18 protein-coding genes and 2 riboswitches are annotated in these 18,353 nt (G+C 69.0%); of the genes, 9 read left to right on the top strand and 9 right to left on the bottom strand.

Going from position 1 to position 18,353, the window contains the following annotated elements; translation table 11 throughout:
• Window positions 1-12 precede the first annotated feature (12 nt).
• Complete coding sequence (locus AC1DBL_RS04335; RefSeq protein ID WP_441416576.1) at window positions 13-276, bottom strand: DUF4235 domain-containing protein; 264 nt, start codon at window positions 274-276, stop codon at window positions 13-15.
• Between the two features lie 36 nt (window positions 277-312).
• Window positions 313-858, bottom strand: coding sequence for a heme-degrading domain-containing protein (locus AC1DBL_RS04330; protein ID WP_441416577.1), 546 nt, complete (start codon window positions 856-858; stop codon window positions 313-315).
• A 146-nt stretch (window positions 859-1,004) separates the two neighbouring features.
• Window positions 1,005-1,148: riboswitch (TPP riboswitch) on the top strand.
• Between the two features lie 69 nt (window positions 1,149-1,217).
• Between AC1DBL_RS04330 and AC1DBL_RS04325 the strand changes: the two genes are divergently transcribed.
• The 5 genes from AC1DBL_RS04325 (at window position 1,218) to AC1DBL_RS04305 (ending at window position 7,173) form a co-directional block, all read left to right on the top strand.
• Window positions 1,218-1,850: an ECF transporter S component gene (locus AC1DBL_RS04325; RefSeq protein ID WP_476891888.1), complete on the top strand. Its 633-nt coding sequence runs from the start codon at window positions 1,218-1,220 to the stop codon at window positions 1,848-1,850.
• Between the two features lie 13 nt (window positions 1,851-1,863).
• Window positions 1,864-3,483, top strand: coding sequence for an ABC transporter ATP-binding protein (locus AC1DBL_RS04320; RefSeq protein ID WP_476891889.1), 1,620 nt, complete (start codon window positions 1,864-1,866; stop codon window positions 3,481-3,483).
• Window positions 3,480-4,283 (top strand): energy-coupling factor transporter transmembrane component T family protein, encoded by an 804-nt coding sequence (locus AC1DBL_RS04315; RefSeq protein WP_476891890.1) that lies wholly within the window; start codon window positions 3,480-3,482, stop codon window positions 4,281-4,283. The genes AC1DBL_RS04320 and AC1DBL_RS04315 overlap by 4 nt, the downstream gene beginning before the upstream one ends.
• A 96-nt stretch (window positions 4,284-4,379) precedes the next feature.
• Window positions 4,380-5,903, top strand: coding sequence for a UDP-N-acetylglucosamine 1-carboxyvinyltransferase (locus tag AC1DBL_RS04310; RefSeq protein WP_441416581.1), 1,524 nt, complete (start codon window positions 4,380-4,382; stop codon window positions 5,901-5,903).
• 61 nt (window positions 5,904-5,964) lie between these two features.
• Window positions 5,965-7,173 carry a glutamate--cysteine ligase 2 gene (locus AC1DBL_RS04305; RefSeq protein WP_476891891.1) on the top strand — a complete coding sequence of 403 codons (1,209 nt, stop codon included), beginning with the start codon at window positions 5,965-5,967 and terminating at the stop codon, window positions 7,171-7,173.
• Here AC1DBL_RS04305 and AC1DBL_RS04300 read toward each other — a convergent pair.
• The 4 genes from AC1DBL_RS04300 to AC1DBL_RS04285 all read right to left on the bottom strand — a co-directional run bounded on the left by AC1DBL_RS04300 (window position 7,170) and on the right by AC1DBL_RS04285 (window position 10,363).
• Window positions 7,170-8,378 (bottom strand): O-succinylhomoserine sulfhydrylase, encoded by a 1,209-nt coding sequence (locus tag AC1DBL_RS04300; RefSeq protein WP_476891892.1) that lies wholly within the window; start codon window positions 8,376-8,378, stop codon window positions 7,170-7,172. The two genes, AC1DBL_RS04305 and AC1DBL_RS04300, sit on opposite strands and share 4 nt — an antisense overlap.
• Complete coding sequence (locus AC1DBL_RS04295; protein ID WP_476891893.1) at window positions 8,375-8,821, bottom strand: rhodanese-like domain-containing protein; 447 nt, start codon at window positions 8,819-8,821, stop codon at window positions 8,375-8,377. Before AC1DBL_RS04295 ends, AC1DBL_RS04300 begins: the two co-directional genes overlap by 4 nt.
• A complete protein-coding gene (locus AC1DBL_RS04290; protein ID WP_441416585.1) occupies window positions 8,818-9,135 on the bottom strand; it encodes a DUF1737 domain-containing protein in 318 nt (105 codons plus the stop codon). The genes AC1DBL_RS04295 and AC1DBL_RS04290 overlap by 4 nt, the downstream gene beginning before the upstream one ends.
• Window positions 9,136-9,149: 14 nt before the next feature.
• A riboswitch (SAM riboswitch) is annotated at window positions 9,150-9,264 on the bottom strand.
• 121 nt (window positions 9,265-9,385) lie between these two features.
• Window positions 9,386-10,363 (bottom strand): aminodeoxychorismate lyase, encoded by a 978-nt coding sequence (locus AC1DBL_RS04285; protein WP_476891894.1) that lies wholly within the window; start codon window positions 10,361-10,363, stop codon window positions 9,386-9,388.
• Between the two features lie 93 nt (window positions 10,364-10,456).
• Here AC1DBL_RS04285 and cls point away from each other — a divergent pair, with 93 nt between their 5' ends.
• Window positions 10,457-11,932: a cardiolipin synthase gene (gene cls, locus AC1DBL_RS04280; protein WP_441416587.1), complete on the top strand. Its 1,476-nt coding sequence runs from the start codon at window positions 10,457-10,459 to the stop codon at window positions 11,930-11,932.
• Between the two features lie 21 nt (window positions 11,933-11,953).
• On the opposite strand, the gene pabB is transcribed toward cls, so the two are convergent.
• Both pabB and AC1DBL_RS04270 read right to left on the bottom strand, forming a co-directional pair.
• A complete protein-coding gene (pabB, locus tag AC1DBL_RS04275) occupies window positions 11,954-14,041 on the bottom strand; it encodes an aminodeoxychorismate synthase component I (protein WP_476891895.1) in 2,088 nt (695 codons plus the stop codon).
• The gene (locus AC1DBL_RS04270) at window positions 14,038-14,625 is read right to left on the bottom strand and encodes a low molecular weight protein-tyrosine-phosphatase (RefSeq protein WP_441416589.1); all 588 of its coding nucleotides are present in this window, start codon (window positions 14,623-14,625) and stop codon (window positions 14,038-14,040) included. The genes pabB and AC1DBL_RS04270 overlap by 4 nt, the downstream gene beginning before the upstream one ends.
• 191 nt (window positions 14,626-14,816) lie before the next feature.
• Between AC1DBL_RS04270 and AC1DBL_RS04265 the strand changes: the two genes are divergently transcribed.
• Window positions 14,817-15,851, top strand: coding sequence for a S1C family serine protease (locus AC1DBL_RS04265; RefSeq protein ID WP_476925529.1), 1,035 nt, complete (start codon window positions 14,817-14,819; stop codon window positions 15,849-15,851).
• Between the two features lie 61 nt (window positions 15,852-15,912).
• On the opposite strand, the gene AC1DBL_RS04260 is transcribed toward AC1DBL_RS04265, so the two are convergent.
• Window positions 15,913-16,386 carry a MarR family winged helix-turn-helix transcriptional regulator gene (locus AC1DBL_RS04260; RefSeq protein WP_476925528.1) on the bottom strand — a complete coding sequence of 158 codons (474 nt, stop codon included), beginning with the start codon at window positions 16,384-16,386 and terminating at the stop codon, window positions 15,913-15,915.
• Between the two features lie 123 nt (window positions 16,387-16,509).
• On the opposite strand from AC1DBL_RS04260, the gene AC1DBL_RS04255 reads away from it, so the two are divergent.
• A complete protein-coding gene (locus AC1DBL_RS04255; protein ID WP_441416592.1) occupies window positions 16,510-17,463 on the top strand; it encodes an SDR family NAD(P)-dependent oxidoreductase in 954 nt (317 codons plus the stop codon).
• Entirely contained in the window at window positions 17,460-18,353 is an 894-nt protein-coding gene (locus AC1DBL_RS04250) for an amidohydrolase family protein (protein ID WP_476925527.1), read from the top strand. The genes AC1DBL_RS04255 and AC1DBL_RS04250 overlap by 4 nt, the downstream gene beginning before the upstream one ends.

The raw sequence follows: 18,353 nt of genomic DNA, 5'->3' as shown, positions 1-18,353 counted from the left end.
CGGCGATATGGCTTAGACCAGGTCCTGGGTCTTGGCGAAGCGGGTGATCGCCCGCTGCGTGCCGCGGTTGGCGAGGACCTGGATGATGGCGCTGACCGAGGCCGAAATGAGGGCGAAGGTCAGGGCCTGGCGCAGGGTGGTGGGGACGTCGTCGTCGTGGCCCTTGGGCGGTTTGTTGCCGGTGGTCTTTTCCCAGACGGTGTCGACTACCTTGGTGCCGACGAAGCCGGCGAGGAGGCTGACGCCGGTGCCAAGCAGTTTGATGAAGATGTTCATACTTCGTACTCCTTGCGGGAGGAAACAGGGCTTCCCCTAGCCTAGCGTCCCCGGGCGGCCGAGGATTTCGGTCAGTGCCTCGACCACCAGCTCGTGGTCGTCCTTCTGCGGCAGCCCCGACACCGTGACGGTGCCTACCACCCCGGTTCCGCGCAGGTAGATGGGGAACGAGCCGCCGTGGGCTGCAAACTCCCGCTGGTCGAACCAGGCGTTGTCCTCGATCCTCTGACCGGCAGCACGCGCCCGCAGGCCCACCAGCAGCGACGGGACTTCATACCGCACCGCGGTGCGCTGTTTGGCCTTGATCCAGCGCTCATTGTCCGGGGTGGCGCCCTCCAGTGCGGCGTGGAAGAGGACCTGATCGCCCTTGCTGATGTCGATGGCGATCGGGTAGGAGCGCTGGCGGCCGAGTTGGACCAGGAGGAGGCCCAGGTCCAGCGCGTCGTCCTTGCTGAAGGACCGGAACTGCAGTTCGTCGATTTCGGCCAGGATGCGGCCGATGAGCGCGGCCAGGGATCCCGGCGGCTGTGGTTCCGCGGAGTCCGGGTCGTACTCGGGGGAAGGCACTGGTGCGTCGGTCATGGGACTCAGCTTCCGTTAGGTGGCCGCCGCCGCGCAAGCCCAACTGACTCGCAGTTGTTGCCGTTATGAGCCCTCAAAACGACAACGACTGCGAGTCACTTGGGAGTGCCGCCGGGTGTAAACTGAGCCAGCCCACAAGGGCGATTTAGATACGACAGGGGAGCGCCGCCGTCGGGCATCACTGGAGAAATCCAAGGTAACCGTAGGTGGGCGCTGAGAGTGCGGACAGCCGCAGACCCTCGAACCTGATCCGGTTAGTACCGGCGCAAGGGAGTCGAGTTCTCAGGGTGCCCGGCACCCGTGGCGAAGGCCGCGGTGCCGCCGGAGCACCCTCCCCTCCTGTTCCTCAGGAGGACGATATGACTGACATTTCTGCGAAGCAGACACTGACCACCGGCAAATACAGCTGGCGCGTGGTCGACATTGTGGTGGCCGCGTTGATCGCTGTTGCCGGCGGTGTGATTTTCTGGGCCTGGTCCCAGGGTTCCAACCTTGTTTCCGTCCCGCTCAACGCGGTCTACCCGCCGCTGACCGGGCTCTACGCCGGCGGCTGGATGATCCCGGCGGTGCTGGGCATGCTCGTTATCCGCAAGCCCGGGGCGGCGCTGTTCTGCGAAGCGGTGGCCGCCACCGGCGAGCTGATCATGGGCTCGCAGTACGGCACCACCGTGCTGATCTCCGGCATCCTGCAGGGCCTGGGCGCCGAACTCATCTTTGCCGCGTTCCTGTACAAGAAGTTCAACCTTCCGGTGTCCCTGCTGGCCGGTGCCGGTGCGGGCCTGTTCTGCGGCCTGAACGACTCCTTCCTGCCCTGGGGCTGGAACATCGCGTACGAAACCGGTGACAAGCTCGCCTACATCATCTTCTGCGCCATCTCCGGAGCGGTGATTGCCGGGGGACTGTCCTGGCTCGCCACCCGCGGCCTGGCCAAGACCGGGGTGCTGGCCTCGTTCGGGTCCCGCAAGGCGGCATCGGAACCCGTCTTCTCCTGATGCCCGCACACGCATGAGGTCTGTCGACGACGTACGCCCGGCCGCGGTCAGCGCCCGCGGCTGGGGCTGGCGGCACGCCGGCCGGGCCCGGCCCGCCGTGAGCGGCCTGGACCTGGACATCCGTCCGGGCGAGCGCGTGCTGTTGCTGGGCCCGTCCGGCGCCGGCAAGTCCACGCTGTTGCACGCCCTGGCCGGTGTGCTGGGGGACAGCACTGCGGCAGCCGCGTCCGCTGCTGCTTCCGCTGATGCCGAGGACTCCGATGAGACCGGCAGCCTGCTGATCGACGGAGCCCCGCCCAGGGCCCGGCGCGGGCGGGCCGGGCTGATGCAGCAGGACCCGGAGACCCAGGTGGTGCTGTCGCGGCTCGGCGACGACGTGGCCTTCGGGGCCGAAAACCTCTCGGTCCCCCCGGCGGACATCTGGCGGCGGGTGGGGGAGGCGCTCGACGACGTCGGGCTGGGCGGCCTGCCGCTGCATCACCCGACGTCGTCGCTCTCCGGAGGCCAGAAGCAACGGCTGGCGCTCGCCGGGATCCTCGCGATGCGGCCCGGGCTGCTGCTCCTCGATGAGCCCACCGCCAACCTTGACCCGGCCGGTGTCCTGGAGGTCCGCGACGCCGTGGGACGGTGCCTGGACAAGACCGGGGCCACCCTGGTGGTGGTGGAGCACCGGGTTGCTGTCTGGAAAGACCTTGTGGACCGGATCGTCGTGCTGCAGCCCGGATCCGCCACGGACTCCGCCGTGCTGCTGGACGGGCCCCCGGACCTGGTCCTGGAGCAGGCGCGGGACATGCTCATCTCCGCCGGCGTCTGGGTGCCGGGCCATGTGCCCGCCACCCGGGCCCGCCGCGGCCGAACAGGACCGGAAGGGGACGCCGGGGCCGGCCAGCTGCTGCTGGCCGCAGAGGAACTGGCCGTGTCCCGCGAACGGCCCCGCCGCACCGGTTTGCTGCGGGGCTTCAGCACGGTAACACCCGTCCCGGTGCAGTCCGGCATCACGGCCCGGGTCCGGTCCGGCCAGGCGTTGACCGTCACCGGCCCCAACGGTTCCGGGAAGTCGACCTTCGCCCTGACCCTGGCAGGCCTGCTCTCCCCGGTCTCCGGCGCGGTGTCCGCCACCACCGAGCTGAGCGCCGGCGCAGGCATCGATCCGTACAAATGGAGGGCCCAGCAGTTGATCGCCAGGATCGGCACGGTGTTCCAGGAACCCGAGCACCAGTTCGTCACCGGCAGGGTGCTGGACGAACTGATGTTCGGTCCCCGTCAGCTGGGCCGCGGCGAAGAACGGGTCGAGGAGCTGCTGGAACGGCTCCGGCTCCGCGAGCTCGTGGATGCCAACCCCTACACGCTCTCCGGCGGCGAGAAACGGCGGCTCTCCGTGGCCACCGTGCTGGCTGCCCACCCGCAGGTGCTGGTGCTGGACGAACCCACCTTCGGCCAGGACGCCAACACCTGGGCGGAACTGGCCTCCTTCCTCTCCGAGCTTCTCGACGCCGGGACCGCGGTGGTCTCGGTGACCCACGACGCGGAGTTCAGCGAGGTCCTGGGCGGCACCGAGCTGAAGCTCGGCGCACCGCAGTCGGGCGCGCCGGGACTACCCGGCAGGACGAATCCGGGGGTGGCGGCGCCATGAGGGACGCCCTGACCCTGCGCGGAAACCACGCTCTGCTGACCCGCGCCAACCCGCTGGCGAAATTCTCCGGCGTCGTGCTCATCACGGTCGCGCTGGCGCTGTCCATCGACTGGGTGTCCGCGTCCGTGGCGCTCGCCTTCGAACTGCTGCTGTTCCCGCTGGCGGGCCTGACCCTGGCCCTGCTCTGGCAGCGCGGCTGGCCGCTGATCCTCGCGGCCGCCGTGGGCGGCTGGAGCACCGCGATCCTGGCCCCGGACCACGGCAGGATACTGCTCGACGTCGGCGTCTGGTCCATCAGCGAGGGCTCGCTGCAGCTCGGGCTGGGCTTCCTGCTGCGCGGCCTCGCGATCGCGCTACCGGCGGTGCTGCTGATGAGCTGCACCGACCCCACGGACCTGGCCGACGCCCTGGCGCAGCAGGCGAAGCTGCCGCACCGTTTCGTGCTCGGCACCCTGGCCGCGATGCGGCTGGTGGGGCTCATGGCCGAGGAATGGCAGACCATCGGCATGGCCCGGCGAGCCCGCGGTGTCGGCTCGCACGGAAACCCGGTGCAGCGGCTCAGGGCCACGCTGGGGCAAAGCTTCGGGTTGATGGTCCAGGCCGTCCGCCGCGCCTCCCGGCTCGCCGTGACCATGGAAGCACGGGGCTTTGGCGGCGCGCAGCGGACCTGGGCCCGGAAGGCGACGTTCAGCCGGCTGGACGCGTGGGTGGTTCTCGGGGGCCTGCTGATCTCAGGTGCCGCCGTGGCCGCAGCCGTCGCTGCCGGGACGTGGAACATGGTGTTCCTCGGCCAGCAGTAGCCGCTACATATCGCACGAGATGGATATTCTGTGAGCTTTATTGCAGTTCTGGGGATTTGGCCCGTCAAAATAGCTCATCCGTGATATTTATTGCATATGACTCAACAGACTGCTGAATATGTCGGCGCCGTACTCCGGGACGCCCGCGGCGAGAAGGGCTGGACCCAGGGACAGCTCGCGGCCGAGCTGGGAACCAGCCAGAGCGCCATCGCCCGGATGGAGCAGGGCAAGCAGAACCTGAGCCTGAAAATGATTGAGCGGCTCGAATCCATTTTCGGCCGCGCCATCGTCAAAGTCGGCCGGCCGCAGATGACCCACCTGCGGGTGGAGGGCGGCCGCACGCTCTCCGGCGCCGTGGACGTCAACAGCAGCAAGAACGCCGGCGTCGCGCTGCTGTGCGCGAGTCTCATCAACCGCGGCACCACCGTCCTGCGGCGGCTGGCCCGGATCGAAGAGGTCAACCGGATCGTGGAGGTCCTGACCAGCATCGGCGTCGAGTGCACCTGGCTCGACGCGAACGACCTGCAGATCCGCCGACCGGCCGTGCTGGACCTCGACTCGATGGACGTCGAGGCCGCCCGCCGCACCCGCAGCGTCATCATGCTCCTCGGCCCGTTGCTCGATGAGTCCAGCGAATACCGGCTGCCCTACGCCGGTGGCTGCGACCTTGGCACCCGCACCGTGGAGCCGCACATGCAGGCCCTGCGCCAGTTCGGCCTCAGCGTCGAGGCGAAGTCCGGCTTCTACAGCGTGCAGGCACCGCCCGCAGACGGCCACGACCGTTCCTTCGTCCTGAGCGAGCGCGGCGACACCGTGACCGAAAACGCCATCATGGCCGCCGCCCACCGCCGCGGCACCACCATCATTCGCAACGCCAGCCCAAACTACATGGTCCAGGACCTCTGCTTCTACCTGCAGATGCTGGGCGTGGAGATCGACGGCGTGGGAACCACGACGCTGAAGATCGTCGGCCGCCCGTCGATCGACGCAGACATCGAGTATTTCCCGTCCGAGGACCCGATCGAGGCGATGAGCCTGATCACCGCCGGCATCGTGACCAACTCCGAAGTCACGATCCGCCGCGTCCCGATCGAGTTCATGGAGATCGAACTGGCGACCCTCGAGCAGATGGGCCAGCGGCTGGAGGTATCCGCGGAGTATCTTGCCCGCAACGGCCGCACCCGACTGGTGGACGTCACCACCAAACCCTCCGAGCTGCGGGCGCCAACGGACAAGATCCACCCGATGCCGTTCCCCGGCCTGAACATCGACAACCTGCCGTTCTTCGCCGTCATCGCCGCCAACGCCCACGGCCAGACGATGATCCATGACTGGGTCTACGAGAACCGGGCCATCTACCTGACCGAGCTGAACAAGCTGGGCGCCCAGGTCCAGCTGCTGGATCCGCACCGGATCTACGTCAACGGGCCCACCAAGTGGCGGGCCGCGGAAGTCGGCTGCCCGCCGGCCCTGCGCCCGGCTGCCTGCCTGCTGCTGGCCATGCTCGCCGCGCGGGGCGTGTCAGAGCTGCGCAACATTTACGTGATCGAACGCGGCTACGAGGACCTGGCCGAGCGGCTTAACACCATCGGCGCCAAGATCGAGTATTTCCAGGACTGAATCGTCTGAGCGGCGATTTTGGGGTAGCGCGCCGGGGCGGGTGCTGACGCACAATGGTTGCATGCGCACCTTTGGCGTAGAGGAGGAACTGCTGATCGTGGATCCCGTTACCGGGGTCCCGCTGGCACTGGCCGACGCACTGTTGCGCGGACTGAAACCCGCCACCGCGGCAGCGGCCGCGGCGTCTGCCGCGGATCCGAACCACGATGACTCGGGCTTCAGTTTCGAGCTCAAGCTGGAGCAGATCGAGACCCAGACCGTGCCCTGCCTTGACCACAGCGCGCTGCTCCAGCAAATCAGGCAGTCCCGGGCTTTCGCGGGCCGCGTAGCCCGGATGCACGGAGCCCGGGTGGCAGCCCTGGCCACATCGCCGCTGGCAGCTGCCACCCACACGACGCCCAACCCGCGGTACGCCACCATGCAGAAGCGCTTCGGCCTTACGGTGCAGGAGCAGCTGACGTGCGGCTTCCACGTCCATACCTTCATCGAGTCCCCGGAGGAGGGCGTCGCCGTCCTCGACCGGATCCGGGACAAACTGGCGGTGCTGATCGCGCTCAGCGCCAACTCACCCTTTTGGAACGGGACGGAGACCGGCTTCGAAAGCTACCGCACCCAGGCCTGGAACCGCTGGCCGGCGGCGGGGCCCTCCATGATATTTGGGAGCCTTCCGGTCTACCGGCGGGTGGTCACGAGGCTGCTGGAAAGCGGGGTGCTGTTCGACGAAGGGATGATCTATTTTGATGCCCGGCTGGCCCGGCACCACCCCACTGTGGAGGTCCGGGTCGCGGATGTCTGCCTGCGGGCGGAGGACGCGGCGCTGATCGCGGTGCTGGTGCGCGCCCTCGTGGAGTCCGCCAGCCGGGAGTGGCGCGACGGTGTGGATCCGGCCCCGGTGCCGACGGTCCTGCTAAAAATGGCCGCGTGGCAGGCCAGCAACTGCGGGCTGCGCGGCGAGCTGCTGGACTTCGGCAGCTTCCGTCCCGCTCCCGCCGGCGAGGTGGCGCACGCCCTGGTCGACTTCGTGGCCCCCGTCCTAGCGGAGCAAGGGGAGCTGGACCTGGTGCGCCGCGGCGTGGACCGCGTCCTGGCGCACGGCACGGGCTCGCAGTTGCAGCGCCAGGCGCTCTGCGCTCCGGGGCTGGACACCCCCTCCGACGACGCCGGCCTGGCCGCCGTCGTCGCCCATGCCGTGCGGGTCACGATGCACGGTGCGGACGCCGAGGGAATGTCAGAACCGGCCCCCGTGCTTTCGCGGGTGCGCCGGGGCTAGACCTGCTTGAGCGCCTGCCCGAGGTCGCGGATCAGGTCCTCGACGTCTTCCAGCCCCACCGAGAGCCGCACGACGCCGTCGCTCAGCCCGATAGCCGCGCGCCCCTCCGGGCCCATGGCGCGGTGCGTGGTGGTGGCCGGATGCGTGATCAGGGACTTTGAATCACCGAGGTTGTTGGAAATATCGATGATCCGCAACGCGTCCAGCAGCGCGAACGCGGCTTCCTTGGCGGAGCGGCCGGGCGAGGGCGAAAGCTCCAGAGTCAACACCGTGCCGCCGGCTTTCATCTGCCTGGCGGCCAGCTCGTACTGCGGGTGGGACGGCAGCAGCGGGTACTTAACCCAGCTGACCGCGGGCTGGGCCTCCAGCCATTCGGCCAGCCGAAGCGCCGAGGCGGACGAGTGGTTCACCCGCAGGGCCATCGTCTCCAGTCCCTTACTCAGCACCCAGGCGTTGAAGGCGGACAATGCCGGGCCGGTGTGGCGCATGAGCTGCTTGACCGGGCCCTCGATGAATTCCCGGGTGCCCAGGATCGCGCCGCCGAGCACCCGGCCCTGGCCATCGATGTGCTTGGTGCCGGAGTACACGACCACGTCCGCGCCCAGCTCCCCGCACCGCTGCAGCAGGGGAGTGGCGAAGACGTTGTCCACCACCACGGTCGCACCGGCGGCGTGCGCCAGTTCGCTCACGGCGGCGATGTCCACAATTTCCTGCATGGGGTTCGAGGGAGATTCGAAGAACACGGCCGTCGTCGGCACGGCCAGCGCCGACCGCCACTGCTCGAGGTCCGGGCCGTCCACGAAGACTGTCTCCACGCCCCAGCGCGGCAGGATCTCATTGAGGATGACGAAGCAGGATCCGAAGAGCGAGCGGGCGGCGACCACGCGGTCGCCGGCCCCCAGCAATGCCCCGAGAGCGGTGAACACCGCAGACATGCCCGACGCCGTCGCAAAGCACGCCTCGGTTCCCTCCAACAGCCGGAGGCGTTCCTGGAAGGTGGCCACCGAGGGGTTGCCGTAGCGGGAATAGACAAACCGTTCGTCCTCGCCGGTGAAGGCGCGCTCAGCCGCGGCGGCGGATTCGTAGACGAAGCCCGAGTTCAGGAAGATCGGTTCGGTGGTTTCCTGGAACCCGGTGCGGTCGAGTCCGCCGCGGACGGCCTGGGTGTCCGGGCTCCAGCCCTGGGCATCGGGATTGAAGCTCACTTAGTGCTTTCCAGGTTGGTCGGCAGGCCGTGGTTCTTCCAGCCGTTCACGGTCCGGGCGCCGGTCGGGCCCGGTTCGCCTTCGAAGCCCTCGAGGACGTTGTAGGCGGTGAAGCCGGCCGCCGTGGCGGCGTTCGCGGCGGCGACCGAGCGGGCGCCGGAACGGCACAGGAAGATGAGCTCGGCCGCCGTGGCGCCAGGCGCGTGCTGCCGCAGTTGCCGCTGGAGTTGCCGCTGCAGTTGCTCCAGGAAGTGCGGGTTGGGGGCTCCGCCGGCCAGGGTCCACTGGACGAACAGCGGATCCTGCCGGTCTTCGGTGCCGGCCCCGGTGACCGGGACGCCGATCTGCGACCATTCCGCCTCGGTGCGGACGTCCACCAGGATGGCGCCCGCCCCGACCTTGGCCCAGGCTTCCTGCGGGCTCAGGTCTCCGGCGTAACTCATGCGTGGCCCTCGCCGGTGAACTCGGCGCCGTCGAGCTCATCCACCGCGTTGGCGACGGCGGCGTCGGCGCTCGCGATCGCGGCCGGCAGCACGACGGCCTGGGCCACGATCACGGTGCTGCCGTTGAAGGTGGCGGAGGGGCTGCCGTGCAGGACGTAGCCCTCGGCCAGGGCGGCCGAAACGCGCTCGCAGAAGCTGCGGTCATCGGGCCCGGTGAACAGCCGGTACGCCAGTCTTTCCTCGGCGGGTCCGGGTGCGGCGGGGGATTGGGCGGGGGCTGTGGCGGGCACAGCGGGTGCGGATGCGTCGGGCACGACGGATCTCCTTACTTTCACGCTTGCAGCTCGAATGGTCGATATGCCGAGTATTCACCTGAGGCACCCCGCCGCGAAAGGGAGGGTTGCCGACCGGCCAGTCAGGGCTTGGCGCCGGGTCTCATTACTCCCCAAAAACGTAGCACTTACGACGCCGGCGGCACCGGCGGCGTCGTCATGTTAAGTCACGCGGACGCTGGCATGGCACCTTTCCGGGGGCGGAGCAGCATCACCCGGGACCGGCCGGCTCCTACTCGATCGTGGCGAACAGTTCGTTGAGCTCGGCCGTGAGCTGCCGCCGCAGTTCGGGGGTGCCGATCTCCTTGCCGTCGATGTGGTTCACCGGGGCGAGGAGCCGGATGCTTGAGATGAGCCAGACGGCGTCGGCGTCGTACAGATCGGCAGGTACCAGCGGGCCGTAGCCGAGCTCCCACCCGGCGGCCTTGGCCGCGGTGAACAGGGCGCCCTGCGAGGTGCCCGGGAGGATTCCGCTGTCCAGCTGCGGGGTGATCAGCCGGCGCACGGTGCGGACGCCGCCCGCGCCGTCGTCGCTGGTCTCCAGGTGCGCCAGCAGCACGGTCGACGTCGGGCCCTCCAGGACCCGGCCGTCGGCGGAGGTGAAGATGACGTCGTCCGCGCCCTGGTGGTGGGCGTACCGGAGCGCCGCCATGTTGACCGCGTAGGACAGGGTCTTGGCGCCCAGCAGCAGCCACGGGGCGCGTTCGCCCACCTCGCTGTCGTAGCCGCGGTCCAGCAGGATGACGTCGATGCCGGTCTCGCGCTGCCGGCGGCCGGCTTCCGGCGGCGGCGAGGCCTGCACCCAGCACGTCGGCGTGGCCGCGCCCTCCACGCCGCGGCTGGCGAGCAGCTTCACCACGACCTCGTCCGCTCCGCCGGCCCCGTCGCCGGCGGCTCCGACCGCCGTGGCGGCCCGGCCGCGGTATTCGCTGACCGCGGTCTCGATCGCGCGCCGCCAGGCGTCCTCCGCCGGGATGTCCAACTCCAGCGCGCGCGCCGAGCCGGCCAGCCGGGTCAGGTGGGCCTGCAGCTTGCGCGGGCGTCCCCCCACCACCAGCAGCGACTCGAAAACGCCGTCGCCGCGGGTGGCACCCTGGTCGGTGGCCATCAGCTGCGGCTTGGACGAGTCGGCGACGCGGCCCTTCTCAAACGCGGGATCGAGGAACACCAGCACTGTCGCGCGGGCCGGAACAGAGGCGGGGGTAGTCATGCCTTCAGCTTAGTGCGGCCCGGGTCGGGATAAGCTGTGCGGGTTGCCCGTTCCGGAACTGTTCCGCGGGTCTGGAGCTTGAGGGGTTTGCCTGTGCTGTGGCCATTTTCGCTGGCGGGGTCACTTCCGTCCTGGGTGATCCTGATCCTGACCGTCATCGACCTCGGTATCCGGGTCGTTGCCCTCGGCATCATCCCGGGCAACCGCCGCCCCACCACGGCCATGGCTTGGCTCCTGATCATCTTTTTCGTTCCGGCCGTGGGCGTGGTCCTCTTCCTGCTCTTCGGCAACTTCCGGCTCTCCCGCAAGCGCCGGGCGCAGCAGGACGCGGTGAACACCCGGGTGCGGGCCGGCACGTCGGAACTGGCCATGGTGGAAAGCAAGTACGAGGGCCCGGAATGGGTGTCCTCCGCAGCGGAGCTGAACAAGACGCTCGGTTCCCTGCCCATGGTGGACGGCAACCACGTGGAGCTCCTGCCCGGCTACCCGGATTCGATTAAGGCGATGGCGGCGGCGGTGCGCGAAGCCGAGTCCTTTATCAACGCCGAGTTCTACATCCTCAGCTCGGACCACATCACGGATGACCTGCTGACGGCGATGGAAGAGGCCGCCGAGCGCGGCGTCGAAGTCCGCCTCCTGTTCGACCACTTGGGCACCCTGCGGATTAAGGGGTACAGCAAGCTCATCGCCCGGCTCAAGGCCAGCAAGATCCGCTGGCGGCCCATGCTGCCGCTGCGGCCCGTGCACGGCCAGTGGCGCCGCCCGGACCTGCGCAACCACCGCAAGATCATGGTGATCGACGGCGAGGTCGCCTTCACCGGGTCGCAGAACCTGATCGAACCGTCCTACAACAACCCGCGGCACCGCAAGATCGGCCGGGAATGGGTCGAGCTGATGGCCTGCCTGCGCGGGCCGATCGTCACCACCCTCAACGTGGTCTTCGCCACCGACTGGCTCAGTGAGACCGACGAATCCCTGGAGCACCAGCTCGCCCACCGGCCCGAACTGCACGCCGGCAACATCACCGCCCAGGTGGTGCCCAGCGGTCCCGGCTTCATCACCGAAAACAACCTGCGCCTGTTCAACACGCTGATCTACTCGGCGCAGCGCACGATCTCCATTTGCAGCCCGTACTTCGTCCCGGACGACTCGCTGCTCTACGCGGTGACGACGGCGGCGCAGCGCGGCGTCGACGTCGAACTCTTCGTCTCGGAAAAGGGCGACCAGTTCCTGGTCCACCACGCCCAGCAGTCCTACTACGAGGCGCTGCTGGAGGCCGGGGTGCGGATTTACCTCTACAAGGCCCCGTTCGTGCTGCACGCCAAGCACTTCACGATCGACAACGAGGTTGCCGTGCTGGGTTCGAGCAACATGGATATGCGCTCCTTCTCGCTGAACCTCGAGGTCTCGGTGATGCTCCTGGGCGAGGACATCGTGCAGCGGATCAGCGCCGTCGAGGACACGTACCGCGGCATTTCGAGGGAGTTGACGCTCGAGGACTGGATGAAGCGGCCCATGGGGGTCAAGTACGTGGACAACGTCGCCCGGCTCACGTCGACCCTGCAGTAGCCAGGCCGGCTCACGCGTGGACTAGCCCGCCGGGAACTCCGCGCCGAGCGCCGAGAGCACGCCGAAGGCCTTGGTCCGGATCTCCTCGTACTCCTCCTGGGGTGAGGAATCCGCGGTGATGGCGCCGCCGACGCCGAGGCTGAGTGTGGTTCCCCGGTCCGCGCCCGCCGCCACCACCAGGGTCCGGATCGCCACCGCGAGGTCGGTGGCCCCGCTGAGCGAGAAGTAGCCGATCGCCCCGGAATAGACGCCCCGCGGTGCCGCCTCAAGCCGGTCCAGGATGGCCATGGTGCTGACCTTGGGGGCACCGGTCATGGAGCCGGCCGGGAAGCAGGCCGCCACGGCCTCGGCCCGCGGCATGCCCGGCCGGAGACGCGCATCGATGGTGCTGACCATCTGGTGGACGGTGGCGTAGCTTTCGATCGCGCACAGCCTGCTGACCGATACGGAACCGGGCACCGCGAAGTGGCTCAGGTCGTTGCGGAGCAGGTCCACGATCATGATGTTCTCGGCCCGGTCCTTGGGTGAAGTTTCCAGCTCGCGGCGCAGCAGCTCGTCGCGGGCGGCGTCGGAAGCCCGGCGCCGGGTGCCCTTGATCGGCTCGGCGCGCATCGCGCCGTCGGCGGCGATCCGCAGGAAGCGCTCCGGGGAGGTGCTGGCGACGGTGAGGCCGGCCAGGCGCAGGTAGCTCGCGAACGGTGCCGGGTTGCGACGGCGCAGCGCCAGGTATGCCTGCCACGGATCGAGCTCCCCGGCGGCCGCGGTGGCCGTCAGCGCCGTCGTCAGGCAGACCTCGTAGCTGTTGCCCTCGGTAATTTCGTGCTGCGCCGCGGCGATCTTGGCCTTGTACGCGGCTTCGGTGTCCCGGGCGCTGAACTCCGCGGCCGGGGTGTTCCCGGCGGCGCCGCCGCCGCTGCCGCCGCCCGGTTCCAGGTCCGTGGCCGCCGCCGCGACGGCCGCGCGTGCCGCGGCCAGCCAGTCGCCGGCGTCCGGGGCGTCGAGGGCGAGCAGCCACACCGTGCGTTCCCGGTGGTCCAGCACCACGGCGCGGCCGGCGAAGATCAGGCTGGCATCCGGGGTGTCGGCTTCGACGTCGCTGCCGCCGGTCTCACGCTTGAGTTCATAGCCGAGGTAGCCGAGCCAGCCGAGGGTGAACTCGCACGGGTAGCCCTCCGGGGCGCGCAGGGCCCGGCGCCCCCAGACCCCGTCGAGCCAGCGGAAGAACCCTCCCTCGGTCTGCACGGTGGCGTTGCCGACACGCACCCGGGTCCGGCCGGAGCGGTGCCGGACCGACTGGCCGTAGCTGCCGCCGTCGTCCGCCAGGATGCTGAAGCGGCTGCGTTCGGCGGCCTCCCGGGCCCAGGCCCGGCCGTCCTCGCCGTCCTCGCCGTCCCGGCCGTCCGGGGGCAGGGAGGAGTCGAGCCAGACCGCATTCGGCGAACGGCCGTAGAGCGTTTCGAAGAGCCGGGCGGGGTCCGGCGCGGCATCGATCCGCTCGGCGGTCAACTGGAGTCCGCGGCGGGCCGACAGCTCGGGAAGCAGCACCGGGGCCAGGGCTGGGAGGTACTGGAGGGCCTGCAGCACCTCGCTCGGCGCAGCACCGTCGGCGCGGTTGAGTACCCGCACGTCGGCGCGGGAGGGCACATCGTCGGCGGCCAGCCATTCGTCTTCCTGCCCGGCCCATTGCTCCCAGTAGGGTTCATAGCTCGCGCCGTCGCGGCCAAGGGCCCGGGTGCGGCGCTCCTGCTCGGGGGAATCGGCCCAGACGACGGCGTCGAGGAACGGCATGGCGGCCGCGGCGGCAGCGCCCACACCCTCGACCAGGACGATTTCGGCCGGCTGGGTGAGGCGGATCGCGCCGTCGTAGTGCTGTACCCAGTCCCAGCTGACCCAACGGGCCGGTTCGCCGCGGCGCAGCGGGGCAAGCACGGTGGCGGCATAGCGTTCGATGCCGGCGGCCAGGCCGTTCCAGCCCGGGTAGATGTCCTCCAGGTGGAAGAGCGAGACCTTATGGTGCTCCCGGAGCCGGGCCGCGAGTTCGATCGCGAGGGTGGTCTTTCCTGCGCCGGAGCGCCCGTCGATGGCGATGATGACGGGTGCGCGGCTCATGAACTAGAGCGTACCCGGTGCCCCGCGTCGTCCCGGTGCGGCTGGTCTTGTTGCTGCTTCGGCTGCCCTGCCCGGGCCTGCAGCTGGGCGGCGCGAACGTGCTTGAGGATGCCGGGGACGGCGGCGTGGATCAGCTCCCAGGTGTTGTCGAAGTCGGTGTGCCCGCCAAACCAGGGGTCTTCGATGCCTTGATCCAGCGGATCCCTGTCGGCGACCGCGGGGTCGAAGCTGCGCAACATTCGGATCTTCGCCAGCGAGGCCTGATCCGGCGCGGCCTGGCGCAGCCAGCCGTAATGGTCCACATCAAGGGCCAGGATCAGCTCGCGCGAGTGGAACCACTCGCTGCGCCACTCGCGCGCGACATGCAGCTCGGAGGGGATGTTGTGGGCTGCCAGTTTGCGGGCGGCCCGGGGATCGATCGGGCGGCCCGCCTCGTAGGAGGTGATGCCGGCAGAATCGACGTCGACGCCGGTAAGCCCGGCAGCGGCCGCGGCCTCCGCCAGCATCAGTTCGGCCATCGGGGACCGGCAGATGTTTCCGGTGCAGACCGTGATGATCCGGTACTGGCTCGACATTGAGGTCATGACTAAGCATGGCGGATGCCGAGGCCTCTTGGCTAGCCGGAACCCGAGCAATATTACAAGTCCTGTCATACGGCTTTCCGTTCGCGTCAAGTGTGCCGGACTGCCGCTGTTGGCGGGGCCGCCGCCCTTGGCGGTCCCGGCGGGCCCTAATGCTCTGGACCGCCGTCGGTGCCGCTCCCAGACTGTGTCCCATGACGGATCAGGATTCCCCGGTCCAAACGCCTGGGTTCGGAGCCGCGGACGGGGACGCGCCGTACGGGGCTGCGCCGGAGGCCGCCTCGGACGGGAGGGACGGGTCGGACGGGACGGGCGGTACGGCCGGGCCAGCCAGGCCTGCGCCATCTGCAGAGGCGGCCGCCGCGCGGACAGGGACAAAAGCATCCGGCGGCCGGGCCAACCGGTTCTCGCTGGGCCTGTTGCGGCTGCTGGGCATCCTCCTGGTCGCCGCGCTCGCCGGAGCCGGTTCGGCCCTGCTTGTTGCCCGCGCCAGTGGCTGGGGAGCCGAAACCGTGGTCAAGCAGTACGTCACCGGCGGCGGGGTGTCCGACCATCCCGCCGATATCAAGGCACTGCTCGCGGCAGCCCTGCCCGCGGTGGTCGCCGTGAAGGCCACCACCACGCAGTCCAACCCGTTCCTGGATCCCGGCGGCGGCGGCCGGGCGACGGCCGAGGGGACGGGGATAGTAATCGGCAGCTCGGGGGAAATCCTGACCAACGCCCATGTGGTCAGGGGCGTGGCCGGCGGAGCCTCAAGCGTGACCGTGACCTTCCACGACTCGAGCACGCGCGCCGCCCGCATCGTCGCCGCGGACGGCGATCACGACCTGGCGCTGTTGAGGGTCGAGGGCGTGAAGAACCTGCCGGTGCTGGAGCTGGGCGACTCGGGGTCTGCGGCGCCCGGGGACGCCGTCGTTGCCATCGGCTACGCCTTGGGGTTAAACGGGGGACCCAGCGTCACCACCGGCATCATCTCGGCCACCGGGCGGACCACCGCGGCCGAGGCCGGCTTCGGCAGGAAGTCCCGGCTGGTGAATCTGCTGCAGACGGATGCGTCGATCAGCTCGGGCGACTCCGGCGGCCCCTTGCTTGACGCCGGGGGCCGCGTGGTCGGCATCAACACCATGGTGGCCACGTCGACCTCGCGGACCGCCGCGAACGGGATCAGCTTCGCGATCGCGGCGGACACGGTCAGGGCGCTGCTGCCGGGCCTTCGCGCGGGCGGCTGATCCCGCCCGCGGGTACCGGGGCGGCTCGCCCCCTGCGGGCGGGTGGGGCGCGGACTCAGAGTTATTCGTTCCAGAGCGCCTTCCGGAGCAGGCCCTTCAGCTCGCCGACCTCGGCGTGGCTGAGACCGGTGAGGGCCTCGGATTCGGCCGCCCGTGCGGCTGCCTCGGCCTGCCGGAAGACGGCGGATCCCTCCGCCGTGGCGGAAACAATTTTGGCCCGGCGGTCCTGTCTTCCGGGTGCGCGGAGCACCAGGCCGCGCTTCTCGAGTTCATCTATGAGGGCCACGATCTGGCTGGGATCGAGGCTCAGGAATTCCGCCATTTCGCGCTGCGTGGGCTCCAGTCCGCTGTTGGCCAGGGCCAGTACCGAGTAGGAGCGTTCCTTGAGTCCGAATTCGGCCAGTGCCCGGTTGTTGAGGATCGAGCCGGCGGCGTGCAGCTTGGCCAGCAGGAAACCGGCATCCAGGCTGATCGACGCCGCCACGAGCTTGTCCGCGGCCCGGGTGCCCGGCGCTTCGTCTACTTCGGTCGTCATGCCCACTCCAATAGTCCAGAAAATAAATCATTGACATTCTCAATTATCCATACTTTCATGGATGCAGAACAGCATCCCATGCCGAGCGGCAGGATGCACACGGCAGCTAGCAAAGGAGCAGCGATGAGCCTGGCAGGAAAAGTAGCAATCGTCACGGGAAGCGGCCGCGGCCTGGGCCTGGCCTACGCCCGGGAGCTGGCCCGGCAGGGCGCCGCCGTCGTGATCAACGATGTGGATGAAGGTGTTGCGGCCGATGCGGTCCGGACCATTGAGTCCGACGGCGGACGGGCGGCCGCCGTCGTCGCGCCGGTGGGCAGCTCCGAGGTCGCCAGGCAGCTGGTGCAGGCCGCCGTTACTGAGTTTGGCCGGCTGGACATCCTGGTCACGAACGCGGGAATCCTGCGGGACAAGTCACTGCTGAAGATGACCGATGACGATTTTGACGCCGTCATCAACGTCCACCTGCGTGGCACCTTCACCTGTGCCCGGGAAGCATTCGGCTACTTCAAGGAGAACGGGATCCCCGGCCGGATCATCACCATCGGCTCTCCCACCGGCCAGCGCGGCAACTTCGGCCAGACCAACTATGCCGCCGCCAAGGCCGGAATCGTGGGCATGGTCCGCACCTGGGCGCTGGAGATGAAGAAGGCGGGCGTCACCGCCAACGCCGTCATCCCGGTGGCCGCCACGGCGATGACCAAGACCGTGCCGTACTTCCAGAAGGCCGTCGAGGCGGACGAACGCGGCGAGGCCATGCCGGCCTTCTTCCGCCACGACCTCGGCTTCGGCACCGCCGACGACGTCGCCGGGCTGGTAGCCTTCCTGGCCTCCGACGCTGCCTCCGGAATCAGCGGCCAGGCAATCGGCGCAGGCGGCGACAGGTTGCAGCTCTGGACGCATCCCGAGGCGGCGGCCACCGAGTACCGCGAGGGCGGCTGGGGCTACCAGGACCTTGTCGAGAACTTCGGCGCGCTCTTCGGCGACAAACTGCAGAGCGTGGGGGAGGAGTTCCTGCCGCTGCCGGAGGACCTGCAGCCGGAACCGGCAGCGGCACCTGCGAAGGTCGGCCAGCCATGACCGTCGCACGCTACGAACTCGGCGTCGACGCCGCAAAGCTCGCTGCGATCGACATGCACGTCCACCTCGAGGTCGACGGCCACGGCCACGGCTCCCTGCCGGACCAACTCACCGAAGCCTCGGCCAAGTACTTCAAAGCCGAGGACCGGACGCCGTCACTGGACCGGATCGCGGAGATTTACCGTGAGTTGAACATGGCAGCCGTCATCTTCACCGTCGACGCCCGCACCCAGCTCAAGCACGAACCCAACAGCATTCCCGAGCTGATCGCCGGGGCGGCCCGGAACAACGATGTGCTGATTCCGTTCGGCAGCGTTGACCCGCGCACCGGCGCCGAGGCCATCCAGGGCGCCAAGCACCAGGCCGTGGATCTCGGCGCACGCGGCTTCAAGTTCCATCCCAGCCTGCAGGGCTTCGACCCCTCGAACGAGCAGTTTTATCCGCTCTGGGAAGCCCTCCAGGAACTGGGCCTGCCGGCGATCTTCCACACCGGCCAGAACGGCATGGGCGCAGGACTGCCCGGCGGATTCGGCATCAAGCTCGCCTACTCCAACCCGCTCCTGCTCGACGCCGTCGCCGCAGACTTCCCGGAGCTTCAGATCATCATGGCGCACCCCTCGGTGCCGTGGCAGGACGAGGCCAACTCGATCGCCACGCACAAGTCCAACGTGTTCATCGACCTGTCCGGCTGGTCCCCGAAGTACTTCCCCGAGTCGCTGGTCCGGATGGCCAACTCGGTGCTTCAGGACAAAGTGCTGTTCGGCACCGACTTCCCGCTGATCACCCCGCAGAAATGGCTGGGCGCCTTCGCGGACCTGCCGATCAAGGACGAGGTCCGGCCCAAGATCCTCAAGGACAACGCCGTCCGCCTGCTCGGTCTGGAGGCCTGA

The sequence above is a fragment of the Arthrobacter sp. 10T44 genome (assembly GCF_056393885.1).
This window is presented reverse-complemented; position numbering and strand designations above follow the sequence as displayed.

Excerpts from the sequence above, each read along its gene's own strand:
- AC1DBL_RS04335 (WP_441416576.1), bottom strand. The coding sequence starts at position 276 with ATGAACATCTTCATCAAACTGCTTGGCACCGGCGTCAGCCTCCTCGCC.
- AC1DBL_RS04330 (WP_441416577.1), bottom strand. The coding sequence starts at position 858 with ATGACCGACGCACCAGTGCCTTCCCCCGAGTACGACCCGGACTCCGCG.
- AC1DBL_RS04325 (WP_476891888.1), top strand. The coding sequence starts at position 1,218 with ATGACTGACATTTCTGCGAAGCAGACACTGACCACCGGCAAATACAGC.
- AC1DBL_RS04320 (WP_476891889.1), top strand. The coding sequence starts at position 1,864 with ATGAGGTCTGTCGACGACGTACGCCCGGCCGCGGTCAGCGCCCGCGGC.
- AC1DBL_RS04315 (WP_476891890.1), top strand. The coding sequence starts at position 3,480 with ATGAGGGACGCCCTGACCCTGCGCGGAAACCACGCTCTGCTGACCCGC.
- AC1DBL_RS04310 (WP_441416581.1), top strand. The coding sequence starts at position 4,380 with ATGACTCAACAGACTGCTGAATATGTCGGCGCCGTACTCCGGGACGCC.
- AC1DBL_RS04305 (WP_476891891.1), top strand. The coding sequence starts at position 5,965 with ATGCGCACCTTTGGCGTAGAGGAGGAACTGCTGATCGTGGATCCCGTT.
- AC1DBL_RS04295 (WP_476891893.1), bottom strand. The coding sequence starts at position 8,821 with ATGAGTTACGCCGGAGACCTGAGCCCGCAGGAAGCCTGGGCCAAGGTC.
- AC1DBL_RS04285 (WP_476891894.1), bottom strand. The coding sequence starts at position 10,363 with ATGACTACCCCCGCCTCTGTTCCGGCCCGCGCGACAGTGCTGGTGTTC.
- pabB (WP_476891895.1), bottom strand. The coding sequence starts at position 14,041 with ATGAGCCGCGCACCCGTCATCATCGCCATCGACGGGCGCTCCGGCGCA.
- AC1DBL_RS04270 (WP_441416589.1), bottom strand. The coding sequence starts at position 14,625 with ATGACCTCAATGTCGAGCCAGTACCGGATCATCACGGTCTGCACCGGA.
- AC1DBL_RS04265 (WP_476925529.1), top strand. The coding sequence starts at position 14,817 with ATGACGGATCAGGATTCCCCGGTCCAAACGCCTGGGTTCGGAGCCGCG.
- AC1DBL_RS04260 (WP_476925528.1), bottom strand. The coding sequence starts at position 16,386 with ATGACGACCGAAGTAGACGAAGCGCCGGGCACCCGGGCCGCGGACAAG.
- AC1DBL_RS04255 (WP_441416592.1), top strand. The coding sequence starts at position 16,510 with ATGAGCCTGGCAGGAAAAGTAGCAATCGTCACGGGAAGCGGCCGCGGC.
- AC1DBL_RS04250 (WP_476925527.1), top strand. The coding sequence starts at position 17,460 with ATGACCGTCGCACGCTACGAACTCGGCGTCGACGCCGCAAAGCTCGCT.